General features: G+C 43.7%; 25 protein-coding genes and 2 pseudogenes. 22 read left to right on the top strand and 5 right to left on the bottom strand.

All coding sequences use genetic code 11. The annotated features are described in order from the left end of the window. The first annotated feature begins 56 nt into the window (after nt 1-56). From IEX62_RS14565 to IEX62_RS14600, 8 genes are all read left to right on the top strand, one after another. On the top strand, nt 57-1,151 hold the full coding sequence (locus tag IEX62_RS14565) for a low temperature requirement protein A (protein WP_188776267.1): 1,095 nt from the start codon (nt 57-59) through the stop codon (nt 1,149-1,151). A gap of 160 nt (nt 1,152-1,311) precedes the next feature. After that, nucleotides 1,312-1,521: a hypothetical protein gene (locus tag IEX62_RS14570; RefSeq protein WP_188776268.1), complete on the top strand. Its 210-nt coding sequence runs from the start codon at nt 1,312-1,314 to the stop codon at nt 1,519-1,521. Between the two features lie 349 nt (nt 1,522-1,870). Further along, the gene (locus IEX62_RS14575) at nt 1,871-2,257 is read left to right on the top strand and encodes a pentapeptide repeat-containing protein (protein WP_188776269.1); all 387 of its coding nucleotides are present in this window, start codon (nt 1,871-1,873) and stop codon (nt 2,255-2,257) included. Nucleotides 2,258-2,275: 18 nt separating this feature from the next. Next, the gene (locus IEX62_RS14580; protein WP_188776270.1) at nt 2,276-2,743 is read left to right on the top strand and encodes a hypothetical protein; all 468 of its coding nucleotides are present in this window, start codon (nt 2,276-2,278) and stop codon (nt 2,741-2,743) included. Nucleotides 2,744-2,906: 163 nt separating this feature from the next. Continuing rightward, nucleotides 2,907-3,743: an alpha/beta fold hydrolase gene (locus tag IEX62_RS14585; protein WP_188776271.1), complete on the top strand. Its 837-nt coding sequence runs from the start codon at nt 2,907-2,909 to the stop codon at nt 3,741-3,743. 386 nt (nt 3,744-4,129) lie between these two features. Then, entirely contained in the window at nt 4,130-5,185 is a 1,056-nt protein-coding gene (locus tag IEX62_RS14590) for an ankyrin repeat domain-containing protein (RefSeq protein ID WP_188776272.1), read from the top strand. Beyond that, nucleotides 5,182-5,613 (top strand): GNAT family N-acetyltransferase, encoded by a 432-nt coding sequence (locus IEX62_RS14595; RefSeq protein ID WP_229685805.1) that lies wholly within the window; start codon nt 5,182-5,184, stop codon nt 5,611-5,613. Before IEX62_RS14590 ends, IEX62_RS14595 begins: the two co-directional genes overlap by 4 nt. A gap of 21 nt (nt 5,614-5,634) precedes the next feature. Next, nucleotides 5,635-6,192 carry a helicase gene (locus IEX62_RS14600; RefSeq protein ID WP_188776273.1) on the top strand — a complete coding sequence of 186 codons (558 nt, stop codon included), beginning with the start codon at nt 5,635-5,637 and terminating at the stop codon, nt 6,190-6,192. Nucleotides 6,193-6,542: 350 nt separating this feature from the next. Here IEX62_RS14600 and IEX62_RS14605 read toward each other — a convergent pair whose 3' ends face one another. Next, nucleotides 6,543-7,757: an FAD-dependent monooxygenase gene (locus tag IEX62_RS14605; protein WP_188776274.1), complete on the bottom strand. Its 1,215-nt coding sequence runs from the start codon at nt 7,755-7,757 to the stop codon at nt 6,543-6,545. A gap of 245 nt (nt 7,758-8,002) precedes the next feature. Here IEX62_RS14605 and IEX62_RS14610 point away from each other — a divergent pair, with 245 nt between their 5' ends. The 9 genes and pseudogenes from IEX62_RS14610 to IEX62_RS23815 all read left to right on the top strand — a co-directional run. After that, the gene (locus IEX62_RS14610) at nt 8,003-8,422 is read left to right on the top strand and encodes a GrpB family protein (protein ID WP_373289139.1); all 420 of its coding nucleotides are present in this window, start codon (nt 8,003-8,005) and stop codon (nt 8,420-8,422) included. Between the two features lie 180 nt (nt 8,423-8,602). Beyond that, nucleotides 8,603-8,953 carry a hypothetical protein gene (locus IEX62_RS14615; protein ID WP_188776275.1) on the top strand — a complete coding sequence of 117 codons (351 nt, stop codon included), beginning with the start codon at nt 8,603-8,605 and terminating at the stop codon, nt 8,951-8,953. Next, a complete protein-coding gene (locus IEX62_RS14620) occupies nt 8,950-9,342 on the top strand; it encodes an oxidoreductase (RefSeq protein WP_188776276.1) in 393 nt (130 codons plus the stop codon). The genes IEX62_RS14615 and IEX62_RS14620 overlap by 4 nt, the downstream gene beginning before the upstream one ends. 148 nt (nt 9,343-9,490) lie before the next feature. Continuing rightward, complete coding sequence (locus tag IEX62_RS14625; protein WP_188776277.1) at nt 9,491-9,937, top strand: hypothetical protein; 447 nt, start codon at nt 9,491-9,493, stop codon at nt 9,935-9,937. A 24-nt stretch (nt 9,938-9,961) separates the two neighbouring features. Then, a complete protein-coding gene (locus IEX62_RS14630; protein ID WP_188776278.1) occupies nt 9,962-10,651 on the top strand; it encodes a hypothetical protein in 690 nt (229 codons plus the stop codon). 158 nt (nt 10,652-10,809) lie between these two features. Further along, nucleotides 10,810-11,250, top strand: coding sequence for a hypothetical protein (locus IEX62_RS14635; protein WP_188776279.1), 441 nt, complete (start codon nt 10,810-10,812; stop codon nt 11,248-11,250). 153 nt (nt 11,251-11,403) lie between these two features. Next, on the top strand, nt 11,404-11,832 hold the full coding sequence (locus IEX62_RS14640; protein WP_188776280.1) for an NUDIX hydrolase: 429 nt from the start codon (nt 11,404-11,406) through the stop codon (nt 11,830-11,832). An 11-nt stretch (nt 11,833-11,843) separates the two neighbouring features. Next, nucleotides 11,844-12,274: pseudogene (locus IEX62_RS14645) on the top strand (NUDIX hydrolase). A 20-nt stretch (nt 12,275-12,294) separates the two neighbouring features. Continuing rightward, nucleotides 12,295-12,462, top strand: a pseudogene (locus IEX62_RS23815) (CPCC family cysteine-rich protein); the annotation flags it as partial. A 706-nt stretch (nt 12,463-13,168) separates the two neighbouring features. Here IEX62_RS23815 and IEX62_RS14655 read toward each other — a convergent pair. Further along, nucleotides 13,169-13,456, bottom strand: a complete 288-nt coding sequence (locus tag IEX62_RS14655; protein ID WP_229685807.1) for an SDR family NAD(P)-dependent oxidoreductase — start codon at nt 13,454-13,456, stop codon at nt 13,169-13,171. Between the two features lie 242 nt (nt 13,457-13,698). Next, on the bottom strand, nt 13,699-14,079 hold the full coding sequence (locus IEX62_RS14660; RefSeq protein ID WP_229685809.1) for a winged helix-turn-helix transcriptional regulator: 381 nt from the start codon (nt 14,077-14,079) through the stop codon (nt 13,699-13,701). Nucleotides 14,080-14,397: 318 nt separating this feature from the next. Between IEX62_RS14660 and IEX62_RS14665 the strand changes: the two genes are divergently transcribed. From IEX62_RS14665 to IEX62_RS14675, 3 genes are all read left to right on the top strand, one after another. Beyond that, nucleotides 14,398-14,949 (top strand): NAD(P)H-dependent oxidoreductase, encoded by a 552-nt coding sequence (locus tag IEX62_RS14665; RefSeq protein ID WP_188776283.1) that lies wholly within the window; start codon nt 14,398-14,400, stop codon nt 14,947-14,949. A gap of 287 nt (nt 14,950-15,236) precedes the next feature. After that, nucleotides 15,237-15,758 (top strand): hypothetical protein, encoded by a 522-nt coding sequence (locus IEX62_RS14670; RefSeq protein WP_188776284.1) that lies wholly within the window; start codon nt 15,237-15,239, stop codon nt 15,756-15,758. A gap of 284 nt (nt 15,759-16,042) precedes the next feature. Further along, a complete protein-coding gene (locus tag IEX62_RS14675; protein ID WP_229685811.1) occupies nt 16,043-16,972 on the top strand; it encodes a VanZ family protein in 930 nt (309 codons plus the stop codon). Between the two features lie 230 nt (nt 16,973-17,202). On the opposite strand, the gene IEX62_RS14680 is transcribed toward IEX62_RS14675, so the two are convergent. Then, nucleotides 17,203-18,099, bottom strand: coding sequence for a sulfurtransferase (locus IEX62_RS14680; protein ID WP_188776285.1), 897 nt, complete (start codon nt 18,097-18,099; stop codon nt 17,203-17,205). Between the two features lie 597 nt (nt 18,100-18,696). On the opposite strand from IEX62_RS14680, the gene IEX62_RS14685 reads away from it, so the two are divergent. Both IEX62_RS14685 and IEX62_RS14690 read left to right on the top strand, forming a co-directional pair. After that, nucleotides 18,697-20,328 (top strand): hypothetical protein, encoded by a 1,632-nt coding sequence (locus tag IEX62_RS14685; protein WP_188776286.1) that lies wholly within the window; start codon nt 18,697-18,699, stop codon nt 20,326-20,328. A gap of 80 nt (nt 20,329-20,408) precedes the next feature. Beyond that, nucleotides 20,409-21,014, top strand: coding sequence for a restriction endonuclease (locus IEX62_RS14690; protein WP_229685813.1), 606 nt, complete (start codon nt 20,409-20,411; stop codon nt 21,012-21,014). Between the two features lie 103 nt (nt 21,015-21,117). On the opposite strand, the gene IEX62_RS14695 is transcribed toward IEX62_RS14690, so the two are convergent. Further along, nucleotides 21,118-22,308, bottom strand: coding sequence for a macrolide family glycosyltransferase (locus tag IEX62_RS14695; RefSeq protein WP_188776287.1), 1,191 nt, complete (start codon nt 22,306-22,308; stop codon nt 21,118-21,120). Nucleotides 22,309-22,394: the final 86 nt, after the last annotated feature.

A 22,394-nucleotide genomic window follows, 5' to 3' on the forward strand; every position in this document is an offset into this window, starting at 1 on the left:
GGGAAATAAAACAAAGAAGGTGAATTCAGATTACACACCCTATTGTTCATAAAAAAGTGACGTGGCTTGAGCTGTTCTACGATCTGATCTATGTTGCGGCGATCTCGATCACTGCACATGTGCTCACCCATGCTCATCATGGTGCGATTGAAGCGTCCATTATTTTAAAATACATACTGATTTTTGTGCCGCTATGGTGGGCCTGGACGGGCTTTACCGTATATGTGAATCGATTTGGAAAAGATGATACCGCGCAGCGTGTGAACTATTTTGTACAAATGGCATTTGTTATCGTGATGGCGGCGAGTATTAATATTGATTTTGAAGCGTATTATTTATATTTTATGATCGGCTATGTGGGGATTCGGTTGTCAACGGTATTCATGTATGCCCGTGTATGGAAAAATGGACAAAGTGTGCCTCGGCAGATTGCACGCTTTTTGACCTTGAGCTTTCTGGTCGGGGCGCTGATTAGCTTTAGCTCAGTATTATTGCCGGGAGATTGGAAATTTATCGCGCTCTATTTTGGTATTTTTCTGGATATTGCGTTGCCATTGGTTGGTCGACGTATTCTGATCAGGCTGCCGGTGCATCATCCGCATCTGTTAGAACGGTATGGGCTGGCGACGATTATTTTGCTTGGTGAAATGATTCTAGTCATTGTAAATGGGCTGCGTGAGGAAACGGTAACGATGAATACGATTGCAGCTGCGCTGATCGGCTTTGTGATGGCAGTGGCGATCTGGTGGCATTATTTTGAGTCGTCTGAGCATACAGCTGAGGAAGAACAGAAAAATTCAGGACAGCTCATTATTTATGGTCATCTGTTTATGTATATGTCGCTCGGAATTATCGCGAGCGTTGTGTATTATGGGTTTCATCATGGTCTGAGTGTACGAAGCTTTGGCTGGTTGGGGTTGTCAGGCTTTGGGCTGTATACGTTATCGGCGGCGCTTGTATTCCATAATCGAGCGAAGTCGAAGCGTCAGCGTGTGTTTGCATTTTATATGCCGGCTGGCCTGCTAGTATTGGCTGCGGTGGTGTTGCTGGTGTTGCCGACAGTTATGGCAGTGTATGCGGCATTGGCAGGATGTTTTGTGGTGCAGGCGTTGTTAGTTGTGATGGGGTTGAGAAAGAAGGTACTGGGGTAGAGGAGTATCGAATAAATAGCATAATGAATGTTGTGGAAAATAGTATCATGTAGTAGCGGAGAGAGAGCTTTAGACTATTCGCATAAGGCTCTTTTTACTATTGAATAAGAAAGGGCTTGTACAGCGTATGCCATCAAGTTCTGTAAAAGGAGAGTGGGATATGGGGGTAGCAGGAACATTAAGCTGTACCAATTGTGAGTATAGTCAACATGTCTTTGTCGGTATTGGATTTCGTTGTCTGGATTTGCGGTCTATTCTGGAATGGTATAAGCCAGAGGAAGGTCGTGAACAGATAAAGGCATTTATGCGTGAGGAAGATGCCCATGTCGTTTGTTATAAAGGGGTGTATGCTTGTGAGCATTGCGGATAACTGCTGAATGAAGTCTATCTATATATTGAGTCGCCTAAGAACATGTATAGAGCAAGTGGTAGGTCGTTTTATTACTGCGTATACACTGTACTGGATACCTGATGACGGTACAGATTTTTTTACGTTATTGGTAGATGGCAAAATTATTATTTGTATGGAGATTGAGTATGAGCAATATTCTAGCTTACAAGAGAAAGGGAGTCCGAAGTTAGTTGACTATAGTAGCTGTACGACCAATGATTACATCAAAGGGCTAAGTAAAACGCATCGAATCAAGTTCGAAGTTGCTAGGGAAATGTGTCACAAGGATATGAATCAATAAAAAAGGAAGGAGTAAAATTATAAATATATGAAAAAACTAACAAATGTAGAAATTACATTGGAGCAATTCATGCATTATATCCAAAGCGGCTATAATCATTTTATAAACGTTGAAGTTCAGGATACGGGCGAGATGAAGTATTTAGATTTAAGCGGGATGACGTTTGAATATTGCTATCTAGCGCTGGACTTTACAGGATCGATGTTTAGAGAAACTAATTTTAAAGCATGCAATTTGAAAACTTGTGTGTTTGAAAGTGCAGATTTAAGTTGTTCTTGTTTTCTTGATTGCGCTCTATGTTCCACTAATTTCAAAAACGCTAAAGTAGATCATATTGTATTTGAGAGAAACTACTTTCATTTATACTTGTTGGATATTACAGATTTATATAGCATGATTAATGAGGAATTATAGAAGTAAGGAGGTAGTAAAATGCTGAATATATTAGAGGTTGTCCAGATGAAGACTATGTACATAGATGCTGAACATACCGTAATAACCATAGATGGAATGCCATTAGATGAACTACTCCAAAAGCTCTATCCTGATCAATTATTACGTGGACTCATTCCTATGATCGTCGATTGGATGGATAGCAAAGAGGCAAAGCTTGTTATTGAACGTTTTTATTCAGATGATTCTCCAAGCATACTCCCTGTTTTGATGTGCCCGGATGATTGTGACTTATCATGCACTATTATAGTGGCAGAAGTAATCAGATCCAATGATAAAATAATTTGGAATCGTACAGGATATGACAATAGTGAATGTAATCAAAATACAGGCATGATCGATATTGGAACTAAAGTTAAGTGGTTCGATAAAGTGAATTGTATGATATTTGATAGAGAAACATACTATACTAGTCTAGAATCAATATACACACTTCATATTAAATAAGTTAAATCAATTGGAGCAAAATGCCCGTTCACAAGATTCACAAGCATGGATCAGACGCTCAAAAAAGCTACTCGAACACCCCCGAAATTATACCGATGCTTACTGGGGATTAACTAGTGAATATGTATAATTAAACATAAAAAATCATTGGAGGAATCTACATATGATCAATATCCACCGACATACGATACAGTTACGTGAAGTGAAATTATTTTATCTCGACACCCATACAGAAGGCCCTGTCATTCTCTGCCTGCATGGTCGATACGGACGAGCAGAGACATGGTATGACTTTATGCAGCAATATGGAGGGCAATACCGGATTATTGCACCGGAGCATCGTGGGCATGGGCTGAGTGATAAGCCTTTAGGACGCTATACGGTAGAGGAATTGGCTGATGATGCGTGTCAGCTGCTGGATGCACTTGGAGTAGAACACGTAATTGTGATCGGACATTCACTTGGTGGGCAGGTCGGCGCTTATCTAACAGCAGCTCATCCAGACAAAGTCATCTCGCTGGCGATTTTGGATAAAGCAGCATTCGGACCAGAGGAGCGGGTATCCATTCCACTGGAGCAACTACCCGAAGCTGATCCGGTAACGGCAGATTGGCCGCTTCCTTTTATTAGTCGAACTGCGGCAGAGCAGTATTTGCGCGCAACACAGGATACAGAGATTAGCTGTCAGTATTTTATGAAAAGTCTGGTGGAGACGGAGGAAGGGGTTACCTTTTTGTTCAGTCGGCAGGCGATGGCGGCGAATATATTGCACAATGTGAGTTGGTATCATATTTTGGAGCAGATTAATTGTTTGACATTGGTCGTGCGGGCGCATAACAGTGAATCATTACCGGATGACGAGTGGAAGAAGATGAAGAGTCTGTTATCTTGTGTGATGCCCTATGAGATGACGACCGAGGATCATAATGTGCATTTGAGTGAGCCAGAATTATTTTACCGATACGTGGACAATTTTTTGAAGGTATCGTTTAATGCTTAATGGTTGAGGTGGGCAAAATGAGAAGTAAAAAATAAGGTGGAGCGTTGGTATTCCTTTTTGGGATATTAACGCTTTATTTTTAATCGCTTGCTGGTAGGGTTGAGATTGATTGGAAGACTTCTTTTTTTCAGACAGGCTTAGACGTACATAGCAAAGGATAGAGCGATCAAGGATGCAGGATCACAAAAATAGTGCCGATTGCAGGGTTGTTCAAGTGCAGCATAGATTGGATAATGGTATCTGAATACATATGTAGATGGATTTAGAGTTTGCAGGATACAGGTAGATTGATAAGTTAGAAAAGCAGTATACGATCAGCGGTTTACTATAGGTTAGATGAAATAATGTAAGACGATATCACTTGAGCATAAGGAGCGCGTATACATATGGCTAAGAAAAGAAAAACATTACCGAAAAATTTCGATGAGCTTATCAAAGCTGGTGATCTGAGTGTGTTAGAAGAGGTATTCACCAAAAGTGACATTAATGCTTATGGTGGCTATAGCAAACAGCCCGCATTGAGCTTCTATTCCATCTCACCGGAATGGATTCGCTGGTTAGTGGAGCATGGTGCAGATATTGAAGCAAGAGATGAATATGGCAAAACACCGTTGCACAGCCATGCGCAAAGCTGGTGTGGACATGCCGAGCTGCTGATCGAGCTGGGTGCAGATATCGAAGCGCTGGATCGCGATAGAGAGACACCATTGTTTAGGGCGGCAACGTCATTTCATCCGAATACGGTGCGTATGCTGCTGGATCGAGGGGCACAGGTGAATGCGGTGAATAAGTCAGGTCAAACACCGCTACAAGAAGCATTATCTCGCTGCTCGAATAACAATATTACAGGAATGGCACCGATTGCGAAGATGCTATTGGAAGCTGGAGCGATCAGAACGCCTGATATGCAGGGGTATGTAGAGCGCATTGGAGCGAATTTTGAATTTCACCGAGCGGGCTTCAATAAGGATTCTGTCGACGAGACGGATGCTGCACTGCGACGTTTATATGAGATCTTCGATGTAACACCCATCGAAAAGCGCCATATGCATGATGGTGTCTCGCCGATTACGGTATCGAAAACAAGCTGGCAGGAGCAGCACGATGAGCTATGGAGCTGGCTGGTTCCATCTCAAGGTGCTGCACAGACAGTACAGGGTGAGGTCATTCGGGTAACCGGGAAAATCTCATATGAGATTATGAATAATGGCGGCGGCAACTGGGATAAAGAATTTCGCAAAATACTCAAAGCGGTTCTGCATTATTTTAGCATGGGTGTTCCACTGGAACCTGACCTGCTTGAGGAAGCAGCGGTATTAGCGAAGGATCTTCAGCATGGAGATGATTATGAAGCACCAGCAAGATTGTGTGAGCTGGCTGTGAAATGGGTGCTGACGAATCCAACGCCAATCGCTCTACCAGAGCCGGATTATCGGAGATGATGAGTGAATGGATGGATCTAAAAACTTATCATGATCACGTTGCTATCATGCGCTTATTGTCAGATTGTATGTATGCAGATGAGGAAGCTATTCTTCGAGAATTGGTAGAGTATCAACGTATGGAATCAAGGCAATTATACGGTAAGAGCGATGCAGGTGAATTAATCGGATTAATAGGGATCGAGCATCATTCTGAATGTGTAGCAGAGCTCCGTCATATCGCTGTTCGATCCGATTACAGAAGGTATGGGATTGGACGTGATATGCTCATGAATTATATAAAGGATAGTAAGATACAGATTCTGAAAGCAGAAACAGATCAAGATGCCGTACACTTTTATGAAAAAGTTGGATTTGATATTGTAAGTTTAGGTGAGAAATATCCAGGTATTGAGCGGTTTCAATGTGTGTTTTATGCTAAGCAATAACCGAGAAGGAGCGTATAGCCTATGCCTGACTTACACGAAAATATATATCCTGCTTGTTCTGTCGCTGAACGAATCATTACACTGGGCGGATTAGACAGAACCGAGCTACTTCAGCGACTCCACCAGCATTCGATCCATCTCAATACCTATGCAGAGCTGCTGCTCAATGATGCACGCATGGTACTTTCTCCTACTCGATATAGCCTGTGCACCGTTGAGCTAGCCGCTCACAATCTAGGATTTCCAGATGGAGCGACAACAGCACGTATTTTCGCTACAGCTCAGCAGCTCGGTCTGACACTATGTCCACTTGAGTTGGCGCCTTATCTTAGAATGCAGTACACGGATCAGCTAGAAGATGTAGACGGGAAGTTACGCAAAAATCAAGCCCCTTCTGGTTCTGTTACCGTTGCATCTGATCCGATTAGCCAAGATGATACGTTCCCGAAGGGCTTTTATGTACTACACATGAATGGTGAGCTATGGCTACGCGGTTATTGCGCGGATGACCTGCATTGCTGGAATGCGGAAGATCGCTTTATTTTCGTAAAAGAAGTGGTTAGAGGAGATCATATGTAGCGCGTTAGCGCGATGATTAAGAGCGCGCAATAATAGCATATTGTATCGCCTCACATGCTAATCAGTTTATATTAAAATCCCAAATCATACCCCTGTATGAGATAAGAATATACGCGACATTCTTTCTCCTACAGGGGCGAATAATAAAAACTACTCTAGATTAAGCTAACGCTATCTCAATAGGGGATAGCTCAGTTGAAGCATAGTCTCACATATTCAAATTACTGTTATAGATACTACATAAATACTAGATAATAGATACGGTCAAACAAGCCTAAACGGCGCGTCGTATTCATTGGCTACCGACTGGCTAAACGGCGTTTATACAAACCTAGCTGTAATAACTGTACCTACGGCGTAGCCTGCACCATCTGAATCTCTGGCAGCTCCTGCTTCGTACGCGCGACATGACCGATACGTGAAGCAAGTTTGCGGAATGGGCCGAAGCTGGCGATTCGGATAAAGGTTTGCATCGTACCTACGCCGACTTTGGTTTGCGGGTAAAAGAGATCTGGCGTGCCAGGCGGCAAGCTTTGCGCTTTATCGACCATCGGGCGCATCCAGTGCTCGTATTGGGTCAGGCTACTTTCAATGCTATCCACTACATTAGATTCTGCTTGCGACAGAAAGGCTGCTAGTACATAACCACCGATCAATGCCAGAGACGAGCCGCCACCACCGATTGGCGTTACACACCATGCCGCATCTCCTGTCACACATACTCTACCTTCCGAATACGTAGACATCTTAATCTGTGTTAAATAATCAAAATACACATCTTTCGATGTAGCAAATCCCTCAATGACTCGCTTATCCTGCCAGCCAGCACCTGTGAAAATCACTTTTAACTCCGCAAGTGCCTGCTCGGTAGGAAGGGATGCCAGATTGTGCTTATTATCCTTAAAGGCAAGCATCGCACGAATCGTTCCCTGATTATCTGGACGAAGCGAGATTTGACGGCCGCCTGTTGCGGTATACCAGCGCCACCAGCGATCGTCGCCAGCTTCGCGTTCAATCGTTCCATATGCAATATTTAGACCAAGCTCGTTACGTGCGACGCGGTCGCCAAACACCTGATCTCGTGTGCGAGAACGAATGCCTTCGGCGATGATGAGCAGATCATACGTCTCCGTTTGCCCGGAGTGTAGCTGGATATCTACATGATCTGTACCATTAGATACATGCTCAATCCAATCGCCATAACGAATGTCGATCGTGGATGGTAGTGCTTCAAGTACGATACGTGCCAGATCACCACGCAGAATCTCCAGCTCTGCGGTCATACCGTCGGAATCCTCTACTGGAAAAGCACCGACAACCTGCCCTTTTTCGTTAATAAATGCAGTACCTTCCTCGGTCGTCGTCTGCTGGCGAACCTGATCTTCCAGTCCCATCTTCTGTAGAACTTCGCGTGCGATGCCGCGTACATCGACATTTTGCCCACCATCTCTGAATGCGCTAGCACGCTCGATGATCGAGACCTCCCAGCCAGCCTTGCTCAGCCAGAACGCAGTGCTAAGTCCGGCAATACTTGCACCTGATATAAGTGCTTTTCGAACGTTCATGCTTTTGCTCCTCTCAGCACCTGATTGTGCCTATATAGATCTGATCAATATAGATAAGAAAACTCGTCAATCCTTTATATGGATGATGATGAATTAGGGTTGATTACAATTACCCGATGCGACTAAGTCGAAGCAGTAATACGCTAGTATGCGAAGTGGAAGGATGGAATTTGGGTGTTTTACTCTTTTGGAAAATGAAGTAAAGTTGTACAGAAGAAGTGTAGATAGAAAAGGGAGGGATTGGCATGCAAATTCGTTTATCCGACTACACGGCAGATTGGATACGAATGTATGACGAAGAAATAACTATATTGAAGCAAATCTATGGGGACGAGATTATTCAATATGAGCATTTTGGAAGCACATCTGTGCCAGGATTAAAAGCAAAGCCAATCATTGATATTATTTGTATCGTGCATGATACGACAAGAATCGATAGCTTCAATGATACGATGACAGCACTGGGCTACAAGGTAGCAGGAGAATATGGGATACCTGGCAGACGCTTATTTAGCAAAGGTGGAGAGAATCGTACACATCATATTCATATGTATCCATTCGCTCATCCAGAGATCAAGCGGCATTTAGTATTTCGCGATTACCTGAGAGTTCATCCTGATGAAGCGCAGCGGTATGCCAGGCTAAAGGAACAGCTTGCTCAGTAATTTGATAATACGGGAGACTATAGTGTAGCCAAAACTCCTTTTATAAAAGAGATGGAGAGAAAGGCGTTGCAATGGTATGAAGCACGTGGTAAAGATCCTTCGTTATGAAAAGCAAGCTTGTTAGCAACTTAAAGCTAATACTATGCGTCAGTATGTTGAATAACAGAAAGGGAGTGAACGATGGAAAAGATAGCTATTGATTCCTTAACTGGATTAATCGATTACATAGTGGAGCATGATTTGGATGATACAAGTAAGAGTCAGCTACGAGAGTTGGAAAATACAGTTGGTTTACATTTCTCGTTGGGGATGTACATACGTAATCATTATGAGCTTTCAGATCCGCACCAAGTTCCCAATTTGCTATCAGAATTTAAAATAAGCTGGATAGAGAGTAGGGTTGAACAATCGGATGGGAGCTATAAAGATGCACTAGATACGTATGAGTTTTGGTATGAGCACAGACCACTAGACGATGAAATATCGGGTCATATTGCAGAAAAGATATGGAGGAAGGTACGAGCAGAATGAACCATGTGCATCAATTTCAGGTGAAACGCTTACAGCCAAGCCCTGATTCCAACCATTATCCGTTTGGAGACAAAAGTGAATCTTTTATGGATGTGCTTATAGATGGGCGATCGATGTACGATATGCTAAAACAACATGATAGGATTCCATGCTTTGGCTGGGGCAATCATGAATTTCAGCAACAAAATATCGATTACTTTTTACTTGAAGACATGCATCCCTATTTGTATTATCGCTATCCGCTAATGGTATGCTCATGGTGCGGCGATGAAGATTGCGGCTTTATTTCGGTATTTGTGGAGCGCACAGGAGATTTGGTGACGTGGCAGGATTTTAAAATGGAGCCAGATGATCGTTCTCTTGCACTGGGGCCATTTACTTTTACATGAGACGAATACGAGCGTGAACTACGCAATACGTATACGGAAAATGAGCGGAGTCGTTAATGTCCGTCTCATACACTGCCAGTAACGTAGAGTTCGATTACTATTTTTATACATAGTAATGATAGATCGAAACAGAAAAGGGGCTCTAATTATGAATCATTTTAAACTAGGTATAGCGCTGATTGTAATGATCCTGCTATGCTCCTGTCAGGTAAGTGCTCAACCTAATGTGCAGGTAAATGGCTTACACGCCAAAAATTCGGCACTTGAGCTTACGATCGCGAGCTATTTTCAAACTTTTAATGAAATTAATCAATGGAGTACATTTGCTACAGATGACTTTGTTAAACGAGTGTATGAGTGGTGTTCCGGTGATCGCAGTGGGAATAAAAGCATCGCCGAAATGAAAAAGATATACGCACATATTAGTGAAAATACTTTGGATCTTGTTGCATGTACGATTGACGAGATCGATGAAGTGAGTGATACAGAGGTTCATATCTATGTGACAAGAAAGTGGGAAAATGAGGAAACGGATCAAACAGCGTATTCGATCATCAAGGTAAATGGAGAATGGAAGTTTGATAATCGATTTTAGCGAGTAGAAAAGGGAGGAATCAGCATGAATTTATTCCCTATGCAACAACCTATAATGCAGGAACAGCATGGCATCGCACCTCAAATACATACGACATTAGGCACCATTCAACTGTCCGTCTCGTTATCCGAGCAGTCGCTTCATCCTGATCGGAGCTATACGTTAAAGAACGATACGCTGTTGTATGTATACCATCAGGATACGCTGGAATGCGAGCTGATTCTTTGTCAGCTTAATCCTGAATTACCTGAAGGGATGAGTGTAGAAGCGTGCTGGGCAGCCGTATTTCGAATAAAGCCAAAGCTAGACGGAGCTATACCCGAGTGTACATTTGCTGCTAACTGGCAGGAGGGATATACATGGACAGACTACGGCTCAGATACAGGGCAAAATTTAGAAGCTGCTCAGTATAGTAACGAAGTATATCGACTGCATCTGGGTACACAGGATCGGGATATGCTAATGCTGCGGCGCGATCAGGGTGATGGTGTGCCGTTGTTGTTTGGTCAAGATATGCACGGTATAAGTAATACAGATAGCAAAGTGTGGAGCTCCAAGTATGGTTTACAGGTTCCGATGACGACAATTGCTGCTGGAGAGCTATGTCAGATTCATTTTGTAGTGGCATGGAGTAGGATGGTCGAAGACGATGCATCGACATGGTTTGCTGTGGATCAGTTGACGGAAAGTATAGTAGAGGCGGCTGGTTTGTAGGTTCCATCGATGTTTTGACAGTATAGCTTGCTTGGGTTTGTACATCGTGTAAAGTGAAATTTTTATTCGATTTCTGGTAGATGAGGAAAAAAATCAAAATTACAATTGAAAAGTAGAGATTGTCTGAAATTGCTGGATTGTGAGGGGAAAGCTTGCTAATGATTATGAAATGGAACCCGTGCTGGTATGGGCTGGATCAGTCGATCATTGTAGGTGACACGGATCTATTTTATTTACAAAAGGAAGAACATTCCTTTGCTAATGGAGCGCTGTCGATAGAAGATGAAGAAGTGAAAGCTATAATTTTGCAGATTACTCATCCCATTTTAGGTCAAATCAAGGGTGTATTAACGCAGGAATTAGACTATTCTATCTTTCTGGATGATGGAGAAATAGTGATCGTCAATGCCGAGGAAGAGCCTGGGAAGGTCTATAATCAGCATCTTAATATAAACGATTGGTGTATGGAAGTAGACTTGCAGATTTTGAAGAAAACAGGGTTGACTTCGTATGAGCGGATCAGTCAACTAACAGACTTTGAAAAAGTAGAAAAGAAACGAATGAGAGAGGCGAAATATAGAGAGCTGCTAGGGATTTGATCTGGAGCTAGCCTTTATAGTGGGATATGGTCAATCTTTTTATGTTTAGAAGCATAGGACGACTCCAATAGATCCCAATTTCAAAACAGTATCAAAGATTTGAAAGCTATATTTAACCATATGAATACATACAAATTAAAGGAGCACAAAATCATGATCAGAGTTAACGTAGTTTATTCCTTCATTACCGATGCAAACCAAGCTAAAGTCTTAGCTGTTCGCAACATAGACCCTGCTGGTGACCGCTGGTCTTTGCCGGGTGGAGCGGTGGAGGATCATGAGTCTCTGGAGCAAGCAGCAATTCGAGAAGCGAAAGAAGAGACCGGACTGGATATTCAAGTTCATGGAATCGTAGCGATCCAAGAACGCGTCTTTGTGGAAAAGCAAGAGCATGTGTTGTTTTTTACGTTTAAGGGTGAGATTGTCGGCGGTGTGGAAGAATTGGTGCGAGCGGATGAGATCGCAGAGATTGCATGGTTGGATATCGCGCAGGCGGAACAATTGATGCCTTATTATGAAGATGGGTTACGGGGATTCATAGCTGGAGATGGAGTGATGTATCATAATCAAGGTCGAAACTAAGGAGATTATATATGAACACACCAAAGGATATTGTTTCTGCCGCAGCTATTGTGATTAACGAACACAATGAATTACTGTTTATTCGCGGACCCCAGCGGGGATGGGAAATGCCGGGCGGACAGGTTGAAGAGGGAGAATCATTGAGTGAGGCGGTGATCAGAGAAACAAAGGAAGAATCTGGAGTCGAGATTGAGATTGTGCGCTTTTGCGGGATTTTTCAAAATGTTAGCCGCTCGATTTGTAATACGTTATTTTTGGAAAAACCTGTAGGTGGGCAACTGATGGCTACATCAGAAAGTTTGGAATCGCGCTTTTCCCGATAGAAGAAGCATTATCGAAAGTGCAATGGCAAAACTTCCGAGAACGCATTGAATATTGTCTCAAACCGGAGACGCAGCCTTTTTGTATCGAGTTTATGGATTGGATCGCGTCAGATTTTTGAACAAGGAGTGAACTACAACGATGTATGTATGTCCGTGTTGTGGATATAGGACTCTTGATGAGGAACCTCCAGGATCTTTTTTTATTTGTGCTATTTGTTATTGGGAAGACGATTACTTACAGTATTATGACGTGGATTTTGAAGGCGGCGCGAACCATTTCTCACTTCGGCAAGCACAGTCTTCTTTTAAAAAACATCAATATAAATTGATAAATGAAATTGCTACATATGAATATGTAGGTGCCCGCGATATTACGAATATAAGAAGAGTTCCTATGATAGAAATGTATACATTATTCAAAGCGATGGATGCGCCTCTAAACAAATTGCTTGACCTATACTCCGGGTTCCTTATCAGTAAGGAAGATAGTGAACTTGTATATAGCTATGAGGATATTGTTAATGTATATATCAACAGTGATGACTGGCATCGATACATTTACTTAAAAGAAGGCGAAAAAGGAATAGGGAATCCATTAGATCTAAAGCAAGAATTGCAACAGATAGAAAAACAATTTATAGAGAAATTAGAAGAAAAGCATACTGGTATTTGAATGTTATTCATAACATTTGCACTATAGTATATGACGTTGATAACCTTTCTGTATAAAGGGAGAGTGTATACTATAAACCTTATTAACCCAACAGCAGAGGAGAACGGAATGGACGGATCAAAAGAGCTTCGACTATTTACACGAATTGTGTTTTTATTAATGCCAACAATTGTGACGACGATGCTATAGATTGGATTTTTCCCCTATACAGGTCTGGGAAGAATCATAACGATTCTTTACGTTTTGGCGAATATTGTTATTGTTGGTATCTCTATGTTGATCACGTACCGAAAAAATTGGATCATTACTATAAGCTCATGTGGATGTATATGCTGTTGTTTCATTGAGCAGAGATAAGGATACAGGTGATGAGTTTGCCTTTTTTCTTCGCAACCCTTTGTTTGGCAACGAGCTGTACCAGCTCTAATGAACGGAATACATTCTTTTCAAAAATTTGACGTAGATTCTCGACTGGTAGTTCAGCGAGTGGCCCGCCCTGTCCAATCGCAGCATTGGCAACAAATACATCAATGTCATATTTATCTACCTGAGCACAATCCAGCGGATTGTTCACATCCAGCTTGAACACCTCGATATTTAAACCCTGTTCCTTAGCATAATCCTGCAACGGTGGAGCCTGAGAGATCGTTTCAACGGTAGCAATAACCTAATGCCCTTTTTGTGCAAGTCCAATGGCAGTGCCTTTTCCGAGTCTGGTTCCTGCACCTGTGATGGAAATGGTCTTTTCCCTAGCATGTCGTTATACTCCTGTTCGTTGATCATTCTCATTCCTGTTCGTGCTGCATTTACCCGGACAGGAAAAACGTCAATCATGACAGAGCAGTACACGTCGACTACCTGCTGATTGATTTAGTAGGAAATGGAGGCACGAGAGGCATCCGACTCGTTTTCCAATAATTCAATCTCCTCACCGGCTTGCTGACGCATATGGATATTTTCCGTCCCCCATGCGCACATGACCTCCACAATGCGGATGGCGGTGACGCCATATGGAGTCAGACTGTATTCGACGCGTGGCGGCATTTGCTCATATACTTTGCGCTCCACCAGACCATCGCTTTCCAGCTCGCGTAGCTGCTGAATGAGTACTTTTTGCGAAATGCCTGTGATACTGCGTTCTAGCTGACTGGTTCGTTTGACACCGGTCATGAGCAGACAGATAATTAGGGCTTTCCATTTGCCGCCGATAATCTCCAATGTAGCTTCAATGCCCAGATTGTATTGTTTCATAATCTCATTCCTTTTCATTTCAGTTTGCCAATATATTGTCGTAAGGATAGATGCATGTGGATGTATGGAAAAGATAATTCTGACGTTATGAATAGACAATTGATTCTACGTCTGTTCAATGTACATAATTCCATTACCTTAAACCTTTATTCTGGCACAGACGATGATTAACGTCCAGTACATACCTTCAGGTAAGTATCTTACTTCATTGTGTGTATTTTCATCCTGAACGGACGGTAGCATAATGAGGATATTCCGAAAAGCAGGAAGATATATATACCCCATGACCATTACAGAGACGGCGAAGGAGAATAGAATATGAGCAAAACACTAGTTATACTGGCACATCCGAATTTGGAAGTATCGCGGGTCAATCGTCGCTGGCAGCAGGAATTGTTGCAGCATCCACAGGAGATTACCTTGCATGAATTATACAAAGAATATCCTGATTGGCAGATCGACGTAGCCCGCGAACAGCAATTGCTGGAGCAATACGACCATATCATTTTACAATTTCCACTATACTGGTATAGCTATCCGCCACTGCTGAAAAAATGGATGGATGAAGTATTCGCTTACGGCTGGGCATACGGATCGACAGGAGATCGTTTGAAAGGTAAATATTTCAGTGTCGCTATGTCCATCGGCAATCATGAAATTAACTATTTGCCGGGTGGGTCTGTTCAGTTTACGGTAGAGCAAATTCTCGCTCCATTTAAAGCAAGTCTGCATCATGTCGGCGCGATCGGGCTTCCGCATTTTGCTTTTTACGGTGCTTCGTTTCAGGCGACGGATGAGCAGGTGGAGGAGAGTGCGGGGGAGTATGTGGAGTATATTTTGCAGAACGCTTATGCGGTTGAACAGAAATAAGCGTATCAGCTGAGGGAAGGAAGAAGGTAGATAACGTATTGATCATATGATGTACGTTTATATGGATCGATGAAAATCAACAGCACTACTATCCCGTATATGGGTAGTAGTGCTGTTGATTTTATATCCATTTATTCCTAAAAATATTACATTAAACGTGTTCGTAATTCATTGATTCATGTACAAAAGCAAACCTAAAACGGGAATACATGAGGAAAGAGGTGCAAGACGAACACGCAAGCATGATAAGCGCTAACGATTCTAACAAATGAAAGTGAGGAACAATAATGAAATCATTCAAACCGCTGGTGAAGCTCTCCTCTATGCTAGCTCTGACTGTAGGTGTATCGTTGGCGCTATCTGCTTCTACTGCAGCGACTGCTTTTGCGGACAGTGCTGCAAGCGGTATACAGCCGAATGCAAGCAGTATACAGGGCGCGCTGATCACGATTCCCGAACCACCACAGCCGGGCGATCCTGTTCCGAATCTACCTTATTATGTTCTTGCTAGCTTTAATGCCGAATCTACACCTCGTTCGACGATCAGCTTTGGTGCAGAAGGCATTACAGATGTCCAATTCACAGCATTCCCATTTCCAGGGCAAAATAAACAAATCGTCGTGTTCAGTCTGGAAGCCGAAACTGAGCACGGCTGGGAATCGGTATATGTAGCTACGTTCCAACCAAGTTCCAAAGTGCAAAAGCAAGCGATGAAATTACCTCGAAATGATTACAAGAAATTCCGTATTTTCATTTCAAGTAATAATCCGAACTATGCTGTATTGGGCTATAAACAATGGAGTAGCTGAGTAAGAGATGGCAGGGTATGTACACTCATTTGATACGATATGCGGATGAAGAGACAAACCAAATAACGACAAAACGAACAATAAGAAAATAGATAATGAGACAATGAATAATGAAAGGATTGGTCAAGCTATACGATCAATCCCTTTTTGCTATGCGATGATTCGCTTTTACTTTTGGGATAGCGTACTTCCTAACTGGATTCCAGTATATGGATACAAAAAGGATAAACAATCCGTCTTACTATATACAGACTGTTCAAACGCTTTTACTAAAGGAGATCATCATGTCAAAACAACGCAAGCTTCTTTTCACCGTAGCTATTATCTATACGCTTCTGATTTTGTATTTTATGTTTTTTGCTTTTGGGCGGGGCGATTCTGCATCCGATCAGTATAAGTTTATTTTTGTACCTGATAACTTTTTGAAATTGCCGAATCCCTGGGAACTGTTGCGTCCGACGGTAATGGATGTGGTCAGTCTGGGGAATATGGCGGCATTCATCCCTTTTGGCATATTCATTCCATTGTTATATCGGACGACATTTGTGCGATTCATTGTAGGATTTCTAGTATCCATCCTTTTGCTGGAAACGATACAAGCTTTGACTCTACGGGGAAGCTTTGATATAGACGATGTGTTAAAAAATACATCTGGTGCAGTCATTGGTTTCGCAGCTTACCGCATAGGAAGTCGTGCCAAAAACATTTGGCGAAGTGTAGTGTCTATAGGTATTTCGATTGTTATTCTATTGATTATGACATGGGGAGTTGGCGCTGGCATTGATAAAGCCCTCGCTACATCTCCGGGGCCATTTGTGGCTTTGAACGATTGGAAAACCAGCAGCGGAGTCACATCGAAAACGGCAGAATTGCTGCCTTTTCAAGTAGACGGTCAAGAAGTAACGCCTCAATTTAACCTATACGATGCGAGTGATAAGAAATCAGAGACATATAGCTACAAATTGGATGGCAAAATCGCTTATTTTTATATGCAATATGGCATTCCCGATCAAGGCGACTTTCAAGGCAGCATTAGCTTATACGTAGATGGGCGAAAAGTTTTAACCAACTCTCAACAATATCAAGGGTATGGACCGGAGGCATTTGAGTGGCATTTTGAAGAAGGCACAGCCAACGAGATCACGATTAAGATAGAAGGAAACGAGAAAGTATGGGATGTTGGGTATCGGGAGATGAAGCATCTTTGGGAATGAGGTTAAATGAAATGGAAAAGAAGCGGCTCAAAGCGTTGGTTTTGGCTTGGAGTCGCTTCTTTTTTGTTGATGTAAGAGATTGTTGTTTGATTTAGCATTTTTTAAGATCAAAAGGATGGAAGAAAATAGGGATACTGTATCAAGTAAATGAGGTGATAGCGAGAATAGATGATATACAGAGAAAAATAAGAAGCCAGTATCAACTATGGGCTTCTCTATTGCTAATCACTTTATTTTTCCTCACCCGTCGCAATCACATGCTCCTCATAACTAATCCAATCACTCCAGCTCCCCGGATACAGCTTCACGTTCTCATATCCGATCTGCTTCAGCGCCACCACATTCGGACACGCCGACACACCAGACCCGCAATACACAATAATCTCCGCATCCCGATCCAGTCCAGCAAAATGTTCTTCCAGCTGCTCTGCCGACTTCAACGTTCCTGCTTCCGTCAACACATCCTGCCAGAAGAAATTCACTGCGCCTGGAATATGCCCTGCCTTCGAGTCCATTGTTTCTTCCAGTCCCAGATACCGACTATGTGCACGCGAGTCGATCAGTACTGTCTTAGGAGCACCTGCATTCGCCCCATCCACATCGTCCGTAGCAGAAGTACGCTTATCCGACAAACGCCCCGATACCTGCCGTACATACTCCACATCCGCCACCATCTGCGGCTGTGGACGCGCTTCGAACGTCTTCGGTACGACAACAGGCTGTTCATCTGTTACCGGGAAGCCTGCTTGCTGCCAGGCGCTGAAATCCTGCTCCAGTATGTACACCTGTGTATGTCCCATGTACGTCAGCATCCACCACATTCGTGCTGCATACATGCCTTTGTTATCATCATAAATGACGATCCGATCGTCCTGGCTGATGCCAGCGCGACCGAAGGTTTTGGCGATGTGTTCGGGATCTGGTAGCGGGTGACGTCCGCCGTGCGTGCTGCCTGGTGCGGATAGGTCTTCTTTCAGATCCATATAGATCGCACGAGGGATGTGAGACTCGTTATATTGTTGGCGACCTTTCTCTGGAGCGTCCAGCCAGAAGCGGCAGTCTGCGACGATGAGATCGGGCTCGTACAGACGAGCGAGCAGCCATTTAATCGATACCGTGTTTTGCATAGGTGAAGCTCCTTCCGATATGTAGGATAGAATCGTAAAATATCTCAAACGAATACATACAGCTATAACCCAGGCCTTAGCCAAAAGCTACAGCCAGGAGAATACAGGCTCTATCTGCTAGAGCCCTATATGTCCTTTATCTTACACCCGAATCCTGTTAATAATCCAGAACGGAAGTACAAAAGGCGGCTATGTCACTCTTAAAATCGTTCTCTGTTCCGTTGTGATTCACAATGTCCTCCATTACAATAGGTGCAAAGTAGTTATATGGACATAGCTTGCGGAGCAGGAAGCACGCCTGACGCAGGCTACAGGTACGATGAAGCGCTGCATGATGAATTAAACCAGAAATAGAAGCCAAACTGATATTTTTTCACGCTAGCGGGAACGGTATGTACCTCTTGTACAGACAAGTATTTGGTTCATGGAGTAGACAAGTATTCGATTTATGAAGTAGACGATTCTATTAACAATCTTCACCATGCTCAGACTTCACCATATTCAGAGCTGACGTCGTTTGATCTCGATCTATCCGTATCCAAAGCCTACATGATAGCTTATTGTACAGCGATGTTCCAAAATAAGGAGGCAACTGCGATGAATACACAACATTTCGAAAAGCTAAAATTAGCCGCTATCCAACATAAATTGCCTGCCGATAGTCTCATTGCGGATTGGCTGGAGCGTCAACCGGAGGAATATGGGGATGAATGGGTGCTGTATTGCGCTGGTGATCTGGAGCTGGATGTGCTGAATCTGGACAATCCTTTGCAAGATCACTGGTCAACCGGGGATGAAGACGGTGAAGCTGGAGGGAGCGACACCATTTTACTCATTGTGGTGGAAGGTGATTTGAAGGTGAATCGCCTGATTGCCAATGAGGAGACGGACGGAGCGACCGGGCTGATTGTGCTTGGCGATGTATCATGTCCGTATCTGTTACTTGGTGGGCAAGAGGTGTATGTAACCGGGAACTTGCATGCCGAGCAGCTGCTATGGGGCGATTACAATCACGGTTTGCTGATCGTACGCGGAGAGCTAACGGGCGGTTTGCTGTTACAGACGGATCAGTATGCAGTACAGGTGCGCGGGGAACAACGTATGGAGCTATGCTGGGAAAGCATGGAATCTCCCGATGCATGGGCGGGGGTGAATCGCTTTGATGCGTTTGATCAAGAATGTATTATTGACGACGATGAGCCATTTTTGTGGCGTAAGCAGATGATGCGTATGATTTTAAACGGGAAGCCTGTGCTGCGTCAGCCTTATTTGCATCCGCTGGCTATCCCTCAGGTTCCATTCCTATTTGAAAATACAGAGATTAATCCGGTGAATATTCGCCGCACCACACATGCTTCCTTGCTCTGTATGCGTCATCCCGAAGATACAGCGCCATGCTATGAATTTTGGATGGATCGGATATTTATTCGAGCGGTCGCCTATGGACAGGAGAAGGAGGAAGGCTGTTTTCAGGGCGTGTATATTCAAGATGATGATTGTCACGCACTGCTGATCCGCAGTGAGCCGGTGGAGCAGAGTCGTGATATTTTACCGGGCGTTTTATCGGGTGATTCTACATATCTATGGCAGGTTTCGATCAAGTTCCGCTATCTCGAAGGTAACGATACAGAGTGGCATACACTTAATCGACATGCTCCGCAAAACTTTGTGCAGCTATGTCAGAAGGGCTGGAACGGGCTGTTGCATGCTACCTCCAATTATGAGTATGCGCGTACACTGATTGAGCCTAAGGAAATTCGTGAGCTGCTGGCATTGCCGCTCGTGCAGCCATATGATGACTTTTACGATGATGAGCATCAAGGGTTGTGGCTGAACGATCTGTTTATCGCGTTTAGACAGCATGGCGCCTTGTTCCACGGTGAGCCACAAATGCCGCTCATTCGAGTCGGTCGTGAATATGAGGATGAGCACGGTAATCGATTGCACGAAAATTATTTCTATTCGATCTCCGTTCATGCTGATGGAAGCGAAAGTGTACTCATCGGCTATAAGTCAGACGAGGACAATGATTCGCGTACCCATGTTAGCTATACCGGCGATGTGCAGCTGCATTATGCTGTGCCATTATTTCAAAAGGCGGTAAAATTGCTGCACCAATACAATTCCTATTTGCTGACAGGAGAAGCGCCAACGGGTGCAGAGGACTTCGCCCTACAATACTGGCGTGAACAGGGATTAATTGATAATATTTCTTCGAGTAGCTACTGAGTGACTAACTGGTATCTATTAAAATATAATGACTCCTAGCTAATCGACAGGACAAGGCAGACAGAGAGGATACAGGCAGCATGGCACAGGTGATGGATGGGATGAATCAACAATGGGTAGCGTGGGGCATGGGTACGCTGCTCGTTTTATTTTTACTATGGCTGGGCATACGAGCGTTCAAGCGCTACCGTATGCGATTACGGCGTGCACGGCTCGATCCTCGCAAAATGACCATTGCCGATATCGACGATATGGAAGGTGCTGAATTTGAACGTTATTTGCACCGACTATTTAGCGAGCTTGGTTATGACGATGCAGAGAAGACGAAGGATAGCAGTGACTTTGGCGCAGACCTTATTTTTACGGATCGGCTTGGTGTACGCAATGTACTGCAAGCGAAGCGATATGGTGCCACTCAGGCCATCGGACTGGATGCTGTACAGGAGGTTTACGGCTCTATGCGCTACTATGACGCAGAGCGCTGTATCGTACTCACGTCAGCAGCACGCTTTACCAATTCATGCATTACCCTGGCAGGTGTCAATGAAGTGAAGCTACTGGGGCGAGATGATCTGCTATTCATTATTCGCTGCTTCAAAGCAGGCAAATATGAGCAAGCGCTGGATCTAATCGAAAGCGAAGCAGAGCTAGTCACTTCGCCGTGGCAACAGGATGAGAAGCGGTAGCATCGATCATAGGATGTGACCGATTGATCGTAGTGAATTGGGTAGCGAATTAGTTGGAAAAAGGACAACGCCGACTCATAGGCGTTGTCCTTTGTTTAAGGGACTATTGTACAGATCGGTTGCTCAAAAATTCATCAATGCGCTGGATCGCCTCCGCCGGACCACCGGATTGCTGGAAGCTGGCATTGATTTTTTGGACATTTTCTTTATACATCGGATTCGACAATACCTCATCTACTGCGATTCGGAGTGATTCTACATTAATCTGATCTTTGGTGATGCGATACCCTGCTTCCAGCTCGACCAATCGCTGTGCGACCATGGGCTGATCCTTATCCTGAGGTAGAACGACTAGCGGCACATTAAAATGAATCGCTTCGTTGACGCTGTTCATGCCGCCATGGGTGATCGTAACAGCCGCATGCTGTAATACGTTTAACTGTGGCACATAGGGTGCAATTATGAAGTGATCTGGTGCTGGCTTGAGCTTGGACAGATCAGCCTTTTCACCAGCCGCAATGACTACAATTCCTTCAAAATCGGCAAATGCTTCGATACACGTATTGAAAAAATCCTCCACCTCATGCAGCACGGTACCCATGGATATATATAGCACCTGCCGATCTTCTAAGCGCTCCAGTGGGAAATCCGAATAACCTGCGCGTGCTGGAAAGCTTGGGCCGATAAAGATGCTGGTATCGTCGAACATATCGCTGCGCGGCTGAAAATATTTACTTGTATAAACAACGGTCATCGATGCGATATTATTCATAAACTGTAGCTGCTCTTTAGGTGACACGCCATACTTTTGCTGCATCAATGCGAGTGAATCCTTCATCTGCTGATCCGGTTCAAAGAATGATGCACCCTTATCCTGAAGAATCTTTTCAGCCATCGCATTATTCGGTATGAGGAAGGAAGCAGAGGAGCAGATCCCTGGTACATTCAGATATTCACTTACAAGCTCTCCAGCTCCAAATTTATCAAAAATGATCACGTCGAAATGGATCGTTTGCTTCAATTGCTCCACAATTTCCAGAATAGCGAGCGAGCTCTGCATATGTAACCTTAAAAATTCCTGGATGCCTTCCATAGCTCCAACATTGATTTTAGCCATACGAATCCAATCGGTGTGCAGATGGACAGTCGCTCCAACTGCTTCTACGCGCTCCCTGTAATGCTCGGTCGTAATATAGTGAACCTGATCGCCGCGCTCGGTATACGCCTGAACGAAGCCGAGGGTGGGATTGACATGGCCTTCCGCTGGAAAACTGACGAATAAAATAGTAAGCATACTGTACCACTCCCATTTTTTATAGTTGAAGCCACCTAGCTGTGATGATACGAGCTATATAGAATACGAAATGAAATGCACCTTCA

This window comes from Paenibacillus hunanensis, from assembly GCF_014645615.1.
Taxonomy (GTDB): Bacteria; Bacillota; Bacilli; order Paenibacillales; family Paenibacillaceae; genus Saccharibacillus; species Saccharibacillus hunanensis.

Excerpts from the sequence above, each read along its gene's own strand:
- IEX62_RS14570 (WP_188776268.1), top strand. The coding sequence starts at position 1,312 with ATGGGGGTAGCAGGAACATTAAGCTGTACCAATTGTGAGTATAGTCAA.
- IEX62_RS14620 (WP_188776276.1), top strand. The coding sequence starts at position 8,950 with ATGAACCATGTGCATCAATTTCAGGTGAAACGCTTACAGCCAAGCCCT.
- IEX62_RS14660 (WP_229685809.1), bottom strand. The coding sequence starts at position 14,079 with ATGAAACAATACAATCTGGGCATTGAAGCTACATTGGAGATTATCGGC.
- IEX62_RS14600 (WP_188776273.1), top strand. The coding sequence starts at position 5,635 with ATGCCTGACTTACACGAAAATATATATCCTGCTTGTTCTGTCGCTGAA.
- IEX62_RS14675 (WP_229685811.1), top strand. The coding sequence starts at position 16,043 with ATGTCAAAACAACGCAAGCTTCTTTTCACCGTAGCTATTATCTATACG.
- IEX62_RS14685 (WP_188776286.1), top strand. The coding sequence starts at position 18,697 with ATGAATACACAACATTTCGAAAAGCTAAAATTAGCCGCTATCCAACAT.
- IEX62_RS14585 (WP_188776271.1), top strand. The coding sequence starts at position 2,907 with ATGATCAATATCCACCGACATACGATACAGTTACGTGAAGTGAAATTA.
- IEX62_RS14680 (WP_188776285.1), bottom strand. The coding sequence starts at position 18,099 with ATGCAAAACACGGTATCGATTAAATGGCTGCTCGCTCGTCTGTACGAG.
- IEX62_RS14595 (WP_229685805.1), top strand. The coding sequence starts at position 5,182 with ATGATGAGTGAATGGATGGATCTAAAAACTTATCATGATCACGTTGCT.
- IEX62_RS14590 (WP_188776272.1), top strand. The coding sequence starts at position 4,130 with ATGGCTAAGAAAAGAAAAACATTACCGAAAAATTTCGATGAGCTTATC.
- IEX62_RS14615 (WP_188776275.1), top strand. The coding sequence starts at position 8,603 with ATGGAAAAGATAGCTATTGATTCCTTAACTGGATTAATCGATTACATA.
- IEX62_RS14635 (WP_188776279.1), top strand. The coding sequence starts at position 10,810 with ATGATTATGAAATGGAACCCGTGCTGGTATGGGCTGGATCAGTCGATC.
- IEX62_RS14640 (WP_188776280.1), top strand. The coding sequence starts at position 11,404 with ATGATCAGAGTTAACGTAGTTTATTCCTTCATTACCGATGCAAACCAA.
- IEX62_RS14625 (WP_188776277.1), top strand. The coding sequence starts at position 9,491 with ATGAATCATTTTAAACTAGGTATAGCGCTGATTGTAATGATCCTGCTA.
- IEX62_RS14580 (WP_188776270.1), top strand. The coding sequence starts at position 2,276 with ATGCTGAATATATTAGAGGTTGTCCAGATGAAGACTATGTACATAGAT.
- IEX62_RS14690 (WP_229685813.1), top strand. The coding sequence starts at position 20,409 with ATGGCACAGGTGATGGATGGGATGAATCAACAATGGGTAGCGTGGGGC.
- IEX62_RS14610 (WP_373289139.1), top strand. The coding sequence starts at position 8,003 with ATGCAAATTCGTTTATCCGACTACACGGCAGATTGGATACGAATGTAT.
- IEX62_RS14575 (WP_188776269.1), top strand. The coding sequence starts at position 1,871 with ATGAAAAAACTAACAAATGTAGAAATTACATTGGAGCAATTCATGCAT.
- IEX62_RS14670 (WP_188776284.1), top strand. The coding sequence starts at position 15,237 with ATGAAATCATTCAAACCGCTGGTGAAGCTCTCCTCTATGCTAGCTCTG.
- IEX62_RS14695 (WP_188776287.1), bottom strand. The coding sequence starts at position 22,308 with ATGCTTACTATTTTATTCGTCAGTTTTCCAGCGGAAGGCCATGTCAAT.
- IEX62_RS14630 (WP_188776278.1), top strand. The coding sequence starts at position 9,962 with ATGAATTTATTCCCTATGCAACAACCTATAATGCAGGAACAGCATGGC.
- IEX62_RS14605 (WP_188776274.1), bottom strand. The coding sequence starts at position 7,757 with ATGAACGTTCGAAAAGCACTTATATCAGGTGCAAGTATTGCCGGACTT.
- IEX62_RS14665 (WP_188776283.1), top strand. The coding sequence starts at position 14,398 with ATGAGCAAAACACTAGTTATACTGGCACATCCGAATTTGGAAGTATCG.